This is a genomic window from Pseudomonas sp. K5002, assembly GCF_013386655.1.
In the GTDB taxonomy this organism is placed as follows: domain Bacteria; phylum Pseudomonadota; class Gammaproteobacteria; order Pseudomonadales; family Pseudomonadaceae; genus Aquipseudomonas.
Window position 1 is genome coordinate 1 of record NZ_JACARK010000118.1, and the last position, 14,512, is coordinate 14,512.

The following is a 14,512-nucleotide window of genomic DNA, read 5'->3' on the forward strand; positions in this document are numbered from 1 at the left end:
CCACAGGCGATACGCGCCCTTCCGCCAGCGGGCGCTTATGGGTACGCGCCATCAGCGCATCGATGCGCCGGTCCACCACATGGTTGACCGCCGCCGCGCCGCCGGCACACAGCGCGATCCCCAGGTTGCCGAAAATCAGCACCGGCCACGGTACCCCGGCGCGGGTGGCGAGGAACATGCCCACCAGCGAGGTGATGAGCATCAGCACCACCACTTTTGGCTTGGTCAGCTCCAGATAGTCACGCCAGATCGCCTGGCTGTGACGCTCGCTGATCAAGGTCGCCATGGCATCTCTCCTTTGATGGTTATGAGGCCCGACACGTGTTTACGCGGGCTGAAGCGCCAGCCGAACGGCAACTGATGTCGCACCCGAACCAGGCTGGTGCGGGCGTGGTAATTGACCAGCACCAGCGTCAGCAGCAACGCCGCGCCGCCGGCGTTATGCGCGACCGCAACCGGCAGCGGCAGGTGGAAGTACACGTTGCTCAGGCCCAGGCAGAGTTGCGCCGCCAGGGCGATCAGCAACAGGCCCGCTAGGCGGGTCATGCCGACCACCTTGAGCTGCCAGGCCAGGCCCAGCAACACGACAGTGACCAGCAGCGCGCCAATCCGGTGGGTGAGGTGAATCGCCGTGCGCGCATCACTGTCCAGTTGCCCGCCGAGGTAATTGGGGCCGATATGCTGGGTCAGGTGAAAGCCATTGGCGAAATCCGCCGCCGGCCACCATTGCCCGTGACAGGTCGGCAGGTCGATACACGCCACGGCTGCGTAGTTGGAGCTGACCCATCCACCCAGCGCGATCTGGCCGATCACCAGCACCAGCCCGGCCGTGGCCCAATACTGCAAACGCCTGGGCACAATCAGCGCCGGCAATACGCCGGACAATCGCAGCGTCAGCAAGAACAGCAGGCTCAACGTCGCAAACCCGCCCAATAAATGCCCGGTGACCACTTGCGGCCAGAGCTTCAGCGTCACCGTCCACATGCCAAACGCTGCCTGGGCGAACACCACCGCCAACAGGAACAACGGCAGCTTCAACGGCTGGCCCGGATGATGCCGATGGGTCCAGGCGCGCGCCGCCAGCAGCACGATCAACAGCCCGAGGGTGCCGGCGAAGTAACGATGGGTCATCTCGTTCCAGCCCTTGTCCGCCTCGACCGGCGTGTCCGGGTAATGCAGTTCGGCATGGGCCAGCTGGGCTTCGCTTTTCGGCACGCTGATAAAGCCATAGCAACCCGGCCAGTCCGGGCAACCAAGACCCGCGTGGGTGAGGCGGGTATAGGCGCCCAGCAGCACCACGATCAGGGCCAGCAGGGTGGCAAACAGCGCGAGGCGAAATCCAGGTTTGGCCATGACGGTGTCCTTATCCGATGTTCGACAGTTTCAGCAGCAGGCGCAGGTCGTTGAGCAGGTCCTTGCCCTTGACCCGGGCGTCGTAGCGCAGCACCAGGTTGCCGTGGGGGTCGACGATCCACAGCTGGGCATCGCCGCTGCCTTGGGCGGCGGCGTCTTTGTTGAAGGTCGACAGGTCCAGGGAATAGCGTTGCAGTTGCGGGTATTCGGCCTTGAGTTTGGCGTCATACGCGGTGCTGACCGGCTGCGCACTGGCCAGGGCGTGGCTGGCGCGGGAGGCATCACGGCCCAGGCCGATCTGGAGTTGGCGTGCGAGGTACACCAGTTGCTGGCAGTCGGCGGCGCAGGCGGTGGGCGCGGTGACCAGCAGTTGCCAGCGGTCTTCGTCAGCCTGCACGCCAATGTCGGCACGGGTCTGGCCATTGCCGATCATCTCGCCGTGGTAGCTGCGGCTGTCCGGCACCCAGAACTGCAGCTTGTACATGAAGGTGGCGAGCACCATCGGGCCGACCACCATCAGCAGGATCAGGATCAGTTGCCAGCGGCCCTTGCGCCGATTGGGCGCTGCCGGCGTGTCAGACATGTTGAGTGGATTCATGGCCGCTCCCATGGCGCTTCTCCTTTTTTGTGTTGTGCCATCCGAGGTAGAGGTAAAGGCCGAACAGCGCCACCGCCATGGCGAACCACTGCACGGCATAGCCCAGGTGTTTTTCCGGGCCCATGGCGACCACGGGCCAGCTGGTTTCGTAGGTGGCCGGGCCCGCTTCAGCCCGCACTTCATGGGCGAATCCGCTGCGACCCAACTCAGCCCACAACGCCTCGGGATGCAGCGCGGTCAGCAATCGTGGCCACTGTGCGCCCGCCGGATCGGCGTGCAGCTGGAAGGTCTCGCCAGGCGCCACATAGACCCAGGCGTCGAGATTCAGCAGTTGTTCGGGAGTGGTGAAAACCGGCGGTGCACGCCGGTCCGGCCAGGGCAGCCAGCCACGATTGAGCAACAGCCACTGGCCGCTGGCCTGATCATGGAAAGGTTGCAGTAGCTCCACACCGACCTTGCCGTCGCGAAAGCGGTTATCCAGCAACACGCTGTGCTCGGCATCGAACTGCCCGCGCAAATGCACACGACGGAACGCCGGATCTTCGGTGGCCTGCAGTTGCGTACTGCTCATGGGCTCGGCAGCGCGGCGCTCGGCGTAAGTGTCCAGCAGCGCCTGTTTTTCGTGACCGCGAGACAGCTGCCAAAAGCCGAGAAATACCAGTAACGGCAGCAGCACGAGTACCACCAGCGTCGGCGCAATACCGGGGCGAAAGGGTTTCATGGCATTGCCGCAGAGGTCGGTGCTGCGCTGGCTATACTGAATCTCATTGCTCGCCCCCTCCAAAAAAGAGCCCCGGAGCCCACCATGCTCAAAGCAGCCATTGCCCTGATGCTGATTGCTACCGTCGTGAGCCTGTTCAGTGGCTTGTTCTTCCTGGTCAAGGACGAGGGCAACTCCAACCGCCTCGTCACTGCCTTGACCGTGCGTGTGGTGCTGGCCGTGATCACCCTGGGGTTGATCACCTGGGGTTTCTTCAGCGGCCAGCTGGTATCTCATGCGCCCTGGTGAAACACCTCAAAGCACGTAAACGAAGAAAAACAGCCCGATCCACACCACGTCCACAAAGTGCCAATACCAACTGGCCGCCTCGAACCCGAACTGGTGTTCGTTGTTGAAATGCCCCTTCAGGATGCGCATCAGCATCACAAACAAAATGATCGTGCCGATGGTCACGTGGGCACCGTGGAAGCCGGTGAGCATGAAGAAGGTCGCGCCGTACACGCCGGAACCCAGGGTCAGGCCCAACTCCTTATAGGCATGGATGTATTCCTCGGCCTGGAACCCGAGAAACGCCCAACCCAGCAACACGGTGATCGCCAGCCAGATCTTCAGTGCGCCGCGATGGCCTTTGCGCAAGGCATGGTGGGCGATAGTGATGGTCACGCTGGAGCTGACCAGCAAGATCGTGTTGATCAGCGGCAAGCCCCACGGGCTGATGGTGCCCTTGGGCGCCGGAAACATTTTCGGGTCGGGATTGTTCAGCAGCGGCCAGGCAAATTCGAAGTTCGGCCACAGCATGTGCGCGATGCCCTTGTGGCCTTCGCCCGCCAACCACGGCGCCGACATGTGCCGCACATAAAACAGCGCACCGAAAAAAGCGATGAAGAACATCACTTCGGAAAAGATGAACCAGGTCATGCCCCAGCGAAAGGAGCGGTCCATCTGCGAACTGTACAAACCGGCGCGACTTTCCTTGATCACCGCGCCGAACCAGCCAAACATCATGTAGGCCAGCAGCAAGCCACCGACGAAAAAGATCAGCGGGCCGTGGGATTCCGGGCGTGCGGCCTTCAAATCGTTGAACCAGGTCGCCAATCCGAACACCGTGATCAGCATCCCCAACGTAGCAATTATTGGCCATTTGCTTTGCGCTGGTACGTAGTACGTATCATGAGTCGACATGTATTCGTTCTCCTAATCGAGCCCGCAAGCAACGCCTAGCCGCCGGTATGGACAGCCACGGGCGGTTGGCGCGCGGTGATATCGAACAGCGTGTACGCCAGGGTCAAATGCTTCACATCCTTGGGCATGTCGCGGTCGACAATGAAGCGCACCGGCATCTCTATGCGCTGACCTGGCTGTAGCACTTGCTGGGTGAAGCAAAAACACTCGGTCTTGTGGAAGTACATCGCCGCCTCGGCCGGCGAAATGCTCGGCACCGCCTGGGCGGTCATCGGCTTATCGGTGGGGTTGTAGGCCACGAACAGCATCTCGGTGACTGCGCCGGGATTGACCACCACCTCGTCGGCCTTGGAGTGGAATTCCCAGACCATATCGATGGCATTGGTGGACAGGAACTGCACCCGCACCTGCCGCGTCGGGTCCACCACCTGCTCGCCTTCGTACTGCCCGGCGGTCTTGCCATTGATGCCGAACGCCTTGCACATCACGTCGTAGATCGGCACCAGGGCAAACCCGAAGGCGAACATCGCCACCACCAGGATCAGCAGGCGCGTGACCAGGCGCTTGATAGGCACGGACTCAAGCATGGCGGCCACCTGCGAATGAATGTTCTGCGAATGGCCTTTCTGTGGGCGCTGGCTTGCCTGCGATGCTGGCAACTCGGTCTTTCAGGTACACCGAAGTGATGCCATCGCAGGCAAGCCAGCTCCCACAGGATAGGGAGGTGTTCATTTGACCTCCGGTGGCGTGGTGAAGGTGTGGTACGGCGCGGGCGAAGGAATGCTCCACTCCAGCCCTTCGGCGCCATCCCACGGCTTGGCCGGCGCAGGCGGGCCGCCACGGATGCACTTGATGACGATGAACAGGAAGAAGATCTGCGTCGCGCCAAAGGTGAAGGCACCGATGGAGGAGACCATGTTGAAGTCGGCGAACTGCAGGTTGTAGTCCGGCACCCGACGCGGCATGCCGGCAAGCCCTACGAAGTGCATCGGGAAGAACGCCATGTTCATCCCCACGAACGACAGCCAGAAGTGCAGCTTGCCCAGGGTTTCGTCGTACATGTGGCCGGTCCATTTCGGCAGCCAGTAGTAGGCCGAGGCGAAGATCCCGAAGATCGCCCCAGGCACCAGTACGTAATGGAAGTGCGCCACCACGAAGTAGGTGTCGTGGTACTGGAAATCCGCCGGGGCGATGGCCAGCATCAGCCCGGAGAAACCGCCGATGGTGAACAGAATCACGAAGGCCACCGCGAACAGCATCGGCGTCTCGAAGGTCAGCGAGCCTTGCCACATGGTGCTGACCCAGTTGAACACTTTCACGCCCGTGGGCACCGCGATCAGCAGCGTGGCGTACATGAAGAACAGCTCGCCCACCAGCGGGATGCCCACCACGAACATGTGGTGCGCCCACACGATGAACGACAGGAACGCGATGCTCGCCGTGGCGTACACCATCGAGGTGTAGCCGAACAGCGGCTTGCGCGAGAAGGTCGGGATGATCGAGCTGACGGCACCGAACGCCGGCAGGATCATGATGTACACCTCGGGGTGGCCGAAGAACCAGAACACATGCTGGAACAGCACGGGGTCACCACCACCGGCGGCACTGAAGAAGCTGGTGCCGAAGTGGATGTCCATCAGCATCATGGTCACGCAGCCCGCCAGCACCGGCATCACCGCGATCAGCAGGAAGGCTGTGATCAGCCAGGTCCAGACGAACAGCGGCATTTTCATCAACGTCATGCCGGGAGCGCGCAGGTTGAGGATGGTGGCGATGACGTTGATCGCGCCCATGATCGAACTGATGCCCATCAAGTGGATGGCGAAGATGAAGAACGTCACGCTTTCCGGCGCGTAGGTGGTGGAGAGCGGGGCGTAGAAGGTCCAGCCGAAGTTCGGCCCGCCGCCGGGCATGAACAGGGTGGAAACCAGCATCAGGAACGCCGCCGGCAACAGCCAGAAACTGAAGTTGTTCATGCGCGGCAGGGCCATGTCGGGCGCGCCGATCATCAACGGGATCATCCAGTTGGCCAGGCCGACAAACGCTGGCATCACCGCACCGAACACCATCACCAGGCCGTGCATGGTGGTCATCTGATTGAAGAACGCCGGCTCCACGATCTGCAAGCCCGGCTGGAACAGCTCGGCGCGGATCACCATGGCGAACGAGCCGCCAAGCAGGAACATGGCAAAGCTGAACCACAGGTACATGGTCCCGATGTCTTTGTGGTTGGTGGTCAGTACCCAACGCATCAGGCCCTTGGCGGGGCCGTGAGCGTGGTCACCGGCATGACCGTGGTCATCGATCACAGCGCTCATGGCCTTTCTCCTGCGAACGAGTGGGCGGGACGGTTCAGGGAATATGCAATGAAGGAAGTCATTTGCTTTCCGCCTGTTTCAGAGCCAGCACGTCTTTAGGCGTGACCATGTCGCCTTTGTTGTTGCCCCAGGCGTTACGTTCATAGGTCACGACCGCCGCGATATCGACTTCCGACAGTTGCTTGCCGAACGCCGCCATGGCGGTGCCGGGCTTGCCGAAGTACACGCGGTGCAGGTGGTCTTCCTTGGGCCCGGTGGCAATAGGTGAGCCCTTGAGCGCCGGGAACATCGGCGGCAGGCCCTGGCCTTCGGCCTGGTGACAGGCGACGCAGGTGGTGTGGTAGATCTTGTCGCCACGGGCCACCAGCTCATCCAGGGTCCATTCCTTGGAGGTCAGCTCCTTGAGCTTGGCGGCCTCTTCCTTACGCTCGCCGAGCCAGGTGTCGTAGTCGGCCTTGGATTTGACCTCCACCACGATCGGCATGAAGCCGTGGTCCTTGCCGCACAGTTCGGCGCACTGGCCGCGATAGATGCCGGGCTTTTCGATGCGGGTCCAGGCCTCGTTGACGAAGCCGGGAATCGCATCACGCTTCACCGCAAACGCCGGCACCCACCAGGAGTGAATCACGTCCGCAGCGGTCACCAGGAAACGCACCTTGGCACCCACCGGCAGCACCAGCGGCTGGTCGACTTCCAACAGGTAATGCTCGCCTTTGACGGCCTGGTTATGGATCTGCTCGGCGGGCGTGGCCAGGTTGCTGAAGAACTCGACATCCTGGCCCAGGTATTTGTAATGCCACTTCCATTGGTAGCCGGTGACCTGGATATCGATATCCGACTCAGTGCTGTCGTAGATGTTGATCAGCGTCTTGGTGGCCGGAATGGCCATCGCCACCAGGATCAGCAAGGGCACCACGGTCCAGAGAATCTCCACCGTCGTACTCTCGTGGAACTTGGCTGCCACCTGTCCCGTGGAGCGCCGGTGAACGATCATCGACCAGAACATCGCGCCAAACACGACGATGCCAATCGCCACACAAATCCAGAAAATGGTCATGTGCAGGTCAAACACGGCGTGACTGACTTCAGTGGCCCCTGGCGCCATATTCGTTGTCCAGGCGGCCTGCGCCTGGCCGAATACTGACCACAACAGGAGGCCCATCCAAACATGTGGATGTCGCGTCATTGCGGGTTCCCCTTATCATTCTTGTTATCCCGCCGGTTTGCACCTGCGGCCAAGGGAGCGGCTTCCATACTGCTTACAACCGCCAGGCCTTGCCTGCTCATGCAGTCGGGCGTCATCAGCTAATTGCGTACAAAATCGAGTATAGACAGCGACCGCCACCCCGCAATGTGATCGGGCAAATGAACGAAAATGAGGAAACGGACCACACAACAGGACCGGTGGCGCGCGTTATCCGACGAACGATGGCAATTTGATATAACGCCAGCGCATAACCATGAAATAATTATGACAAATGCGTCTTAGGCTCTCGTATAAACGAGCTACCTTATGCTCTCCCTATTTCCTACGCCTGCATCACTGGAGCTTTCATGAACACCGCCGCATTGCGCGAGCAGATTTCCCGTGCCCATCAACACGAATCCAGCACTGGCCAGCTTGCTCAGCAGCTGGAAGTCCAGTTACCGCACCTGCACCCGGCGATTTCCGTGCCTGACGTCGACGCCAAGGGCGTGATGACGCGTTTTGTAAGCGCCTACATCGACCAGGTCCCCGATCTGCTGGACGCGGCCAACGATGTCGCCCGCGAAGCCGGTATTGAAAGCCAGATCAAACCGGTGCTGAAAATCGCCGAGCATTTCTTCCTGCAGCCGCCGGCGATCCTGGCCGGGCATGAAGGCCTGGACGGTTTGCTGGATGAGGCTTACCTGGCGCATCGCCTGGTGGAAGAGGTCAACGATCTGTATATCAAGCACTTCGGCCAGCCGTTGATTCCGCTGGATACCACTGTGGCGAACGTGATTGCCCACCAATTGATCGGCGAGGCGTTTGCCAATCAGCTGGATGAGGCGGTGCACCACGCGGTGGATGAGATGCTTAACGAGGAGAGTTTTGCGCTGGAGTCGGTCGAAGCCTACCGCGACAAGCTCAAGAGCCCGGACACGGAAGCGGCGTGGAAGCGCTGGCCGTGCCTGTCGCGGCAGTTGGGCGTGGGTCTTGAGCTGGACCAGCCAGCTTAGATTTGCCGGCTTGCAAAGATCCAATGTGGGAGCGGGCTTGCTCGCGAAAGCGGTGTATCAGAAACACATTCAGTGACTGACACTGCGCCTTCGCGAGCAAGCCCGCTCCCACATTTTGATCCGGTTTCGTCAGCCAACAGACGGCGCCGAGCCTATTCCGGTCGTCGTTCTTACCCGTCCCTCCAACCTGCGCTTCAACCCCCGCGCCTCGATCATCAGCTTCGAGCCCTTGGCCGCATTGGCCCGACCCCATTCCTCCAATAGTTCAAGGCAGGAGTGGTCGATATAACTCAGGTTACTGAGTGGCACATGCAAGGTGGTCCCGGCGGGCACCGTCGACAGCACCTGGGTCAATGCAGGCACCTTGAGAAAGGTCCCGGCCCCCGTCAATCGCAGCTCCATCTCGCCCTCCTGCGGCAGGTCGATCAGGCTTATCTTCAAGCGTGAGGCCTTGAACGCCAGCTTCACCAGCGTCAACCCGAAGCCCACCAACACACCCGTCAGCAGGTCGGTAAAGATGATCGCCAGCGCCGTCGCCGCGTAGGTAAACATCGGCATTCGCCCGTAGCGCGCCAGGCCACGAAACGCCTTCATGTCCACGAGCTTGATCCCGGTGTACACCAGCACACCCGCCAGGCTTGCCACCGGAATGCTTTGCAGCACACTGGACAGCAACAGCACGAACGCCAGCAGCCACAAGCCGTGGAACATCGCCGACAAACGCGTGGTAGCGCCGGCCTGGACGTTGGCCGAACTGCGCACGATCACACCGGTCATCGGCAGGGCGCCGACCAGGCCACACAGCATGTTGCCCACGCCTTGTGCCGACAATTCCTTGTCGAAGTCGGAACGCTGGCCACTGTGCATACGGTCGACTGCCGCCGCCGAAAGCAGCGTTTCAGCGCTGGCGATAAATGCCACGGCGAAGGCCGCGATCAACAGATTGGGATCCGCCAGGTTCAGCAGGTCGCTGGGGCGCAGCCAATCGATGGCATCCGCGAGATTTTCCGGCACCTCCACCCGCTTGACCTGCAACGCCAGCACCAGGCTGGTGACTGTCGCCAAACCCACGCCGAGCAGGGCGCCGGGGACGAAGCGCAGCTTTTGCGGGCGGAACTTGTCCCACAGCCACATCACCATAATCGTCGACAGCCCGAGCAAACCGGCCTGCCAGCCGAGCCCGCCGCCCAATGTGGGGATCGCCTGGATCAGTGCCGCAGGGAAGCCGGCGAGGTTATCCAGCCCCGAGGGCTTTGGCACACCGTCGAGCATCACGTGTACTTGCGACAGGACAATCAGCACCCCGATCCCTGCCAGCATCCCGTACACCACTGCAGGCGCAGTCACGCGGAACCAGCAGCCCAGGCGCAAACGCCCGGCCACCAATTGCAGGAAGCCCGCCAGCAACAGGATCGGCCCGAGCATGGCCATGCCATGCTGGCGAACCAGTTCAAACACCAACACCGCCAAACCTGCCGCCGGACCGCTGACTTGCAACGGCGACCCCGCCAGCCAACCGACCACCAGGCCACCGATGATCCCGGTGATCAAGCCTTTGGCCGGAGGCATTCCGGACGCGATGGCGATCCCCATGCACAGCGGCAGGGCGACCAGAAACACAACCACGGAAGCCAGCAGCTCCCGTGGCAGCACAGCTTTCAATTGAGCAGCACGCATGATGACTCTCCCGAGGCATTCGCCGGGCGTGGCAAGGCCTGGCTGCTCGAATGGCAGCCATCGCGTTACCCGACAGGGGATTGTTTTAGAAGCGCGCTTTAGGCGTCGCGGATGGAATCGGCTGGGTACCGTTCAAGGGCAGGAACGCTGCCTGATCCGCATCGTAGGCCCTGATTTCGCTGGTCTCGATGTCGTAGACCCAGCCATGGATAAACAAATGCCCGTTGGCCATGCGCGAGGCCACGGAGGGATGAGTGCGCAGGTGCTGCAGTTGGGCGATCACGTTTTCTTCGGTCAGCACGTGCATGCTTTCGTGTTCGTTGGCGCAATCGCAGTTGTCCTGGACCATGGTCTTGGCAACCTCGGCGTGGCGCAGCCAGGCCTTTACCGTGGGCATTTTTTCCAGGCTTTGGGGGTTGAGCACCGCGCGCATGGCGCCGCAGTCGGAGTGGCCGCAAATGATGATGTGCTGCACACCAAGGGCCAGTACCGCGTACTCGATAGCCGTTGAAACACCGCCGTTCATCTGCCCATAAGGCGGCACGACGTTACCGACGTTACGGGTCACGAACAAATCCCCAGGGGAGCTATGGGTGATCAGCTCGGGAACGATGCGCGAGTCGGCGCAGGTAATGAACATCGCCCGCGGGCTCTGGGCCGTGGCGAGTTTTTTGAAGAGCTCTTCCTGCTGGGGGAAGATCTCGTTATGGAAATGCAAAAAGCCTTCAACGATGTGCTGCAGCGCTGCATCGGCGGATTCCGCCTCGTGAGGGGCTGAAGCCGACGCAGCCAACGGCTGTTTATCCTTGTCACTCATAATTCATCCTCTTGGTTGGAGCAGGGGAGTTTTCCAGTGCGGCCGACGCCCAAACTGAAGCGCCGACTCATTAGTCACTCGATGAACAAGGTACCCGCCGAAACTTAACTCAAACTGAATGAGCCGCTCTAGATCGGGGCTTTCAGTGATATCAAAACGCGACTATTCCTACAGAAAAGTACGCTTATCCAGCAGTTTACAATAATGCCATCTGTCTGCCCGGCGGACAAAACGCCGTGCAATCCAGATTAAACCCTTCCCGCCGGTTGAGCCCCAATCGTTTGATCGCCTTGGCGAAACGTTGCGCCAGCAAATCGGCAAACGGCCCTTCGCCACGCATGCGTACACCGAAGCGGCTGTCGTAGACCTCACCGCCACGCACCTGCCGCACCAGGCTCATCACATGGGCCGCGCGCTGCGGGTAATGGGCCGCCAGCCATTCCTCAAACAGCGGCGCCACCTCCAGAGGCAAACGCAGCATCATGTACGCCGCGCTTTGTGCCCCCGCGGCATGAGCTTCGGCCAGCAGGCTTTCCAGCTCGCTGTCGTTGATCATCGGGATCATCGGCGAACACAGCACGCCCACCGGGATCCCCGCCTCACGCATCACCCGGATCGCCCGCAGCCGGGCCTTGGGTGCAGCCGTGCGCGGTTCGAGGATGCGCTTGAGTTCATCGTCCAGGCTGGTGAGGCTGATCATCACCGCCACCAGCCGCTGCTGCGCCAGCGCTGTCAGCAGGTCGAGGTCCCGCAGGATCAGCGAGCCCTTGGTAATGATCGTCACCGGATGACGGTAGCGCAGCAGCACTTCGAGGGTTTGCCGGGTGATCTTGTACTCGCGCTCGATGGGCTGGTACGGGTCGGTGTTGGAGCCCAGGTTGATCGGCGCGCAGGTGTAGCCCGGTTTCGACAGTTGCTGCTCAAGCACGTCGGCGGCGTTGGTCTTGGCGATCAGCTTGGTTTCGAAGTCCAGCCCCGGCGACAGGTCCCAATACGCGTGGCTGGGCCGCGCATAGCAGTAGATACAACCATGCTCGCAGCCGCGATACGGGTTGATCGCCCGGTCAAACGGGATATCCGGCGAGCTGTTGCGGGTAATGATGGTTTTCGCGGTTTCGATACGGACTTCGGTGCCCTGGGTCTGTGGCACTTCCTGATACCAACCGTCGTCTTCCGCCACGCTGACGGTGGGCGCAAAACGGTTGTGCAGGTTGGTGGCCGTGCCGCGCCCGCGAGGCGGCAAAGGGACATTCATAGTCAGACCTCATAAACTGTATCCATATACAGTATTCGAGAAGATCGCTTTTCACCAGCACCACTGGGCGGCGCGGTCTAGCATCGACCTTCGCACGAACGGAATGACACCTTCCTACATGTAACCAAACAAGAAATAAATCGCGACATATGTGACATGGATAAAGTTATTAACACATCGCTATGATCACAACTTAACTCATTACCACCTACAGGATATTTATGTCTCAGGATGAACTACGCTTTACATGCGAAGACTTTGAAAAAGATAACAGCCCGGAAGTATTAATGGAGCGCTTTACCGACGGTAAACTGTCCTACGCCATGTATGCCTCTTCCTCCAACAGGGACGGGCACTACGACACCACTTCCTCCACCACCGACCTGGATAACGACGGCGACTTCGATGAACAGGACAAGACCATCTTCCTGAACATGGCGAATAGCTTTGTAAAAACCTGCGCCCCTCGATAATTAATCGGCTAGTTGCCAGGCTTATATATAAAACTATAAACCTGGCAACTGACACTACTTCTCTGAAGTTTGATCAGCTTCGGTAGTTACTGCATCTTTTCGCAAGTCTTTCACTTGCGAAGCCTTTACAGTCTCTCCCTTATTACCCCAACTGTCCCGAACGAAACTGACGACATCCGCCACTTCCTGATCCGACAGCCGCCAGGCAAACGCCGGCATGGTGAAGGTCGAAGGTGCCGTATGCGTCGCCGGCAACGTGCCGCCGTTCAACACGATGTTGATCAGCGACGTCGCATCCGCCGTCTGCAATACCGGGTTGCCCGCCAGCGCCGGGAACACGCGGGTGTAGCCGTGGCCGTCGGTACGGTGGCACGCCGCGCAGTTGTCGATGTACACCGAGGCCCCCGGCTTGCTGTCATCACCCTTCCACAGCGCATCGGCGACCTGCTTGTCGTATTGGTGCGGCTGATCCTTGGGATCCACCGCCGGCAAGCTCTTGAGGTAACGGGCGATAGCCGTCAGATCCTCTTCCGACATGTACTGCATGCTGTGGACCACAACGTCGCTCATGCCGCCAAACACCGCGCTGCGATCACTGCGCCCGGTCTTGAGGAATTGCACCAGTTGGTCTTCGCTCCAGCTACCCAGGCCGTCCTTGTGGTCGCCCCGCAGGCTTTTGGCAATCCAGCCTTCCAGCGGCGCACTGCCGGACAGGAAAGCGCTGCCATCCGACGCACTCAGGGATTTTTCCTGCATGGTCAGGGCCCGTGGTGTGTGGCAAGCGCCGCAGTGGCCGAGGCCTTCCACCAGATACGCGCCACGGCTGATCACCGGATCGGCGCCCGCCTGGGCCTTGTATTCCTCGACCTTGGGCGCAAACATCCAGCGCCATCCGGCCAACGGCCAGCGCATGCTCAACGGCCAGGGAATGTCGCTGTCCTTGTTCACCTGCGCCACCGGCTCCACGCCCTTCATGAAGTACGCGTACAGCGCCTGCATGTCGCTTTCGCTGACCCGCGCGTAAGACGGGTAGGGCATCGCCGGGTAAAGCGTACTACCGTTCTTGGCGACGCCATGGCGCACGGCCTGGTCGAAGTCTTCGAAGCTGTAGTCGCCCAGGCCGGTTTTATCCGGGGTGATGTTGGTGGAGTAGATGGTGCCGATCGGGGTTTCCATCGGCAGGCCACCGGCGAACGGTTTGCCGCCCTTGGCGGTGTGGCAGGCCACGCAGTCACCGGCGCGCGCCAGGTATTCACCCTGTTTGACCAGATCGGTTTCAGCCGCACTCACCGAGCAGCTGCTGAACAAAGCCAGGGACGCGATAACAAATGCTTTCATGGTCATCGCTCCTTATGCCTGAACCAGTGGGCCGGGGTTTTTCAGGTACTGCTCGCGAATTGCCCGCGCCGACCAGTAGGTCAGCGCCGCCACCAGGCCCGTAGGGTTGTAGCCCAAGCCTTGTGGGAACGCGGAAGCGCCCGGGACAAACACGTTGTGTACGTCCCAGCACTGCAGGTAGCGGTTCAAGGCACTGGTTTTCGGGTCGGTGCCCATGATCGCGCCACCGTTGAGGTGGGTGGTCTGGTAAGACGCGGTGTTGAAGTGCTCGCCCACCTTTTTGCCCAGCAAGGCAATCGCCTTGGGGTTCATCGCTTCGGCGATCTTGCTCATTTTTTCGACCATGAAGCGGTTCATCTTGATGTCGTTTTCCTGCCAGTCGAAGGTCATGCGCAGCAGCGGCAGGCCGTAGGCATCGCGGTAAACCGGGTCCAGGTCGAGGTAGTTGCCACGGTAGGATTGGTGGGCGCCATGGGCATCCATCGACACCTGGTGGGTGTAGTAATCAGCCGTGGCGCGCTTCCACGCGCTGCCCCAGGCCGGCGTGCCCGGCGGGTTGGAGGTACCCGCAATCGGCC

The 14,512-nt window shown here is 60.8% G+C and carries 16 protein-coding genes; 3 read left to right on the forward strand and 13 right to left on the reverse strand.

The window, feature by feature from the left end:
• From HX846_RS07270 to HX846_RS07285, 4 genes are all read right to left on the reverse strand, one after another.
• Positions 1-286: UbiA family prenyltransferase (locus HX846_RS07270; RefSeq protein ID WP_178965188.1), on the reverse strand; the 286-nt coding region annotated here is incomplete at its 3' end.
• Positions 274-1,353, reverse strand: a complete 1,080-nt coding sequence (locus HX846_RS07275; RefSeq protein ID WP_087694554.1) for a heme A synthase — start codon at positions 1,351-1,353, stop codon at positions 274-276. The genes HX846_RS07275 and HX846_RS07270, both read right to left, overlap by 13 nt.
• Positions 1,354-1,363: 10 nt before the next feature.
• Entirely contained in the window at positions 1,364-1,963 is a 600-nt protein-coding gene (locus tag HX846_RS07280) for a hypothetical protein (RefSeq protein WP_023659276.1), read from the reverse strand.
• Positions 1,929-2,672, reverse strand: a complete 744-nt coding sequence (locus HX846_RS07285; protein ID WP_177050656.1) for an SURF1 family protein — start codon at positions 2,670-2,672, stop codon at positions 1,929-1,931. Before HX846_RS07285 ends, HX846_RS07280 begins: the two co-directional genes overlap by 35 nt.
• Before the next feature lie 84 nt (positions 2,673-2,756).
• Between HX846_RS07285 and HX846_RS07290 the strand changes: the two genes are divergently transcribed.
• Entirely contained in the window at positions 2,757-2,960 is a 204-nt protein-coding gene (locus HX846_RS07290; RefSeq protein WP_010168612.1) for a twin transmembrane helix small protein, read from the forward strand.
• Positions 2,961-2,966: 6 nt separating this feature from the next.
• Here HX846_RS07290 and HX846_RS07295 read toward each other — a convergent pair whose 3' ends face one another.
• The 4 genes from HX846_RS07295 to coxB all read right to left on the reverse strand — a co-directional run bounded on the left by HX846_RS07295 (position 2,967) and on the right by coxB (position 7,358).
• Positions 2,967-3,854 carry a cytochrome c oxidase subunit 3 gene (locus tag HX846_RS07295; RefSeq protein ID WP_003214849.1) on the reverse strand — a complete coding sequence of 296 codons (888 nt, stop codon included), beginning with the start codon at positions 3,852-3,854 and terminating at the stop codon, positions 2,967-2,969.
• 35 nt (positions 3,855-3,889) lie between these two features.
• Entirely contained in the window at positions 3,890-4,441 is a 552-nt protein-coding gene (locus tag HX846_RS07300) for a cytochrome c oxidase assembly protein (protein ID WP_008439615.1), read from the reverse strand.
• A 141-nt stretch (positions 4,442-4,582) separates the two neighbouring features.
• Positions 4,583-6,172, reverse strand: a complete 1,590-nt coding sequence (gene ctaD, locus HX846_RS07305) for a cytochrome c oxidase subunit I (protein WP_088426070.1) — start codon at positions 6,170-6,172, stop codon at positions 4,583-4,585.
• Positions 6,173-6,230: 58 nt separating this feature from the next.
• The gene (gene coxB, locus HX846_RS07310; protein ID WP_003214854.1) at positions 6,231-7,358 is read right to left on the reverse strand and encodes a cytochrome c oxidase subunit II; all 1,128 of its coding nucleotides are present in this window, start codon (positions 7,356-7,358) and stop codon (positions 6,231-6,233) included.
• 368 nt (positions 7,359-7,726) lie between these two features.
• Here coxB and HX846_RS07315 point away from each other — a divergent pair, with 368 nt between their 5' ends.
• Positions 7,727-8,374, forward strand: a complete 648-nt coding sequence (locus HX846_RS07315; protein WP_003214855.1) for a hypothetical protein — start codon at positions 7,727-7,729, stop codon at positions 8,372-8,374.
• Between the two features lie 129 nt (positions 8,375-8,503).
• On the opposite strand, the gene HX846_RS07320 is transcribed toward HX846_RS07315, so the two are convergent.
• The 3 genes from HX846_RS07320 to HX846_RS07330 form a co-directional block, all read right to left on the reverse strand.
• Positions 8,504-10,051: a SulP family inorganic anion transporter gene (locus tag HX846_RS07320; protein WP_008439613.1), complete on the reverse strand. Its 1,548-nt coding sequence runs from the start codon at positions 10,049-10,051 to the stop codon at positions 8,504-8,506.
• 85 nt (positions 10,052-10,136) lie between these two features.
• Complete coding sequence (locus HX846_RS07325) at positions 10,137-10,868, reverse strand: carbonic anhydrase (RefSeq protein ID WP_003214859.1); 732 nt, start codon at positions 10,866-10,868, stop codon at positions 10,137-10,139.
• Between the two features lie 196 nt (positions 10,869-11,064).
• Positions 11,065-12,123: a PA0069 family radical SAM protein gene (locus tag HX846_RS07330; protein WP_178965189.1), complete on the reverse strand. Its 1,059-nt coding sequence runs from the start codon at positions 12,121-12,123 to the stop codon at positions 11,065-11,067.
• Positions 12,124-12,410: 287 nt separating this feature from the next.
• On the opposite strand from HX846_RS07330, the gene HX846_RS07335 reads away from it, so the two are divergent.
• Positions 12,411-12,596: a hypothetical protein gene (locus HX846_RS07335; protein WP_177040934.1), complete on the forward strand. Its 186-nt coding sequence runs from the start codon at positions 12,411-12,413 to the stop codon at positions 12,594-12,596.
• A gap of 54 nt (positions 12,597-12,650) precedes the next feature.
• Here the strand turns inward: HX846_RS07335 and HX846_RS07340 are convergent, their stop codons facing one another.
• Both HX846_RS07340 and HX846_RS07345 read right to left on the reverse strand, forming a co-directional pair.
• Positions 12,651-13,934 (reverse strand): cytochrome c, encoded by a 1,284-nt coding sequence (locus tag HX846_RS07340; protein ID WP_178965190.1) that lies wholly within the window; start codon positions 13,932-13,934, stop codon positions 12,651-12,653.
• Between the two features lie 12 nt (positions 13,935-13,946).
• Positions 13,947-14,512 (reverse strand): GMC oxidoreductase (locus HX846_RS07345; RefSeq protein WP_178965191.1); only part of this gene is annotated, 566 nt, incomplete at its 5' end.

Excerpts from the sequence above, each read along its gene's own strand:
- HX846_RS07290 (WP_010168612.1), top strand. The coding sequence starts at position 2,757 with ATGCTCAAAGCAGCCATTGCCCTGATGCTGATTGCTACCGTCGTGAGC.
- HX846_RS07340 (WP_178965190.1), bottom strand. The coding sequence starts at position 13,934 with ATGAAAGCATTTGTTATCGCGTCCCTGGCTTTGTTCAGCAGCTGCTCG.
- HX846_RS07320 (WP_008439613.1), bottom strand. The coding sequence starts at position 10,051 with ATGCGTGCTGCTCAATTGAAAGCTGTGCTGCCACGGGAGCTGCTGGCT.
- coxB (WP_003214854.1), bottom strand. The coding sequence starts at position 7,358 with ATGACGCGACATCCACATGTTTGGATGGGCCTCCTGTTGTGGTCAGTA.
- HX846_RS07280 (WP_023659276.1), bottom strand. The coding sequence starts at position 1,963 with ATGGGAGCGGCCATGAATCCACTCAACATGTCTGACACGCCGGCAGCG.
- HX846_RS07285 (WP_177050656.1), bottom strand. The coding sequence starts at position 2,672 with ATGAAACCCTTTCGCCCCGGTATTGCGCCGACGCTGGTGGTACTCGTG.
- HX846_RS07315 (WP_003214855.1), top strand. The coding sequence starts at position 7,727 with ATGAACACCGCCGCATTGCGCGAGCAGATTTCCCGTGCCCATCAACAC.
- HX846_RS07275 (WP_087694554.1), bottom strand. The coding sequence starts at position 1,353 with ATGGCCAAACCTGGATTTCGCCTCGCGCTGTTTGCCACCCTGCTGGCC.
- HX846_RS07300 (WP_008439615.1), bottom strand. The coding sequence starts at position 4,441 with ATGCTTGAGTCCGTGCCTATCAAGCGCCTGGTCACGCGCCTGCTGATC.
- ctaD (WP_088426070.1), bottom strand. The coding sequence starts at position 6,172 with ATGAGCGCTGTGATCGATGACCACGGTCATGCCGGTGACCACGCTCAC.
- HX846_RS07330 (WP_178965189.1), bottom strand. The coding sequence starts at position 12,123 with ATGAATGTCCCTTTGCCGCCTCGCGGGCGCGGCACGGCCACCAACCTG.
- HX846_RS07335 (WP_177040934.1), top strand. The coding sequence starts at position 12,411 with ATGGAGCGCTTTACCGACGGTAAACTGTCCTACGCCATGTATGCCTCT.
- HX846_RS07295 (WP_003214849.1), bottom strand. The coding sequence starts at position 3,854 with ATGTCGACTCATGATACGTACTACGTACCAGCGCAAAGCAAATGGCCA.
- HX846_RS07325 (WP_003214859.1), bottom strand. The coding sequence starts at position 10,868 with ATGAGTGACAAGGATAAACAGCCGTTGGCTGCGTCGGCTTCAGCCCCT.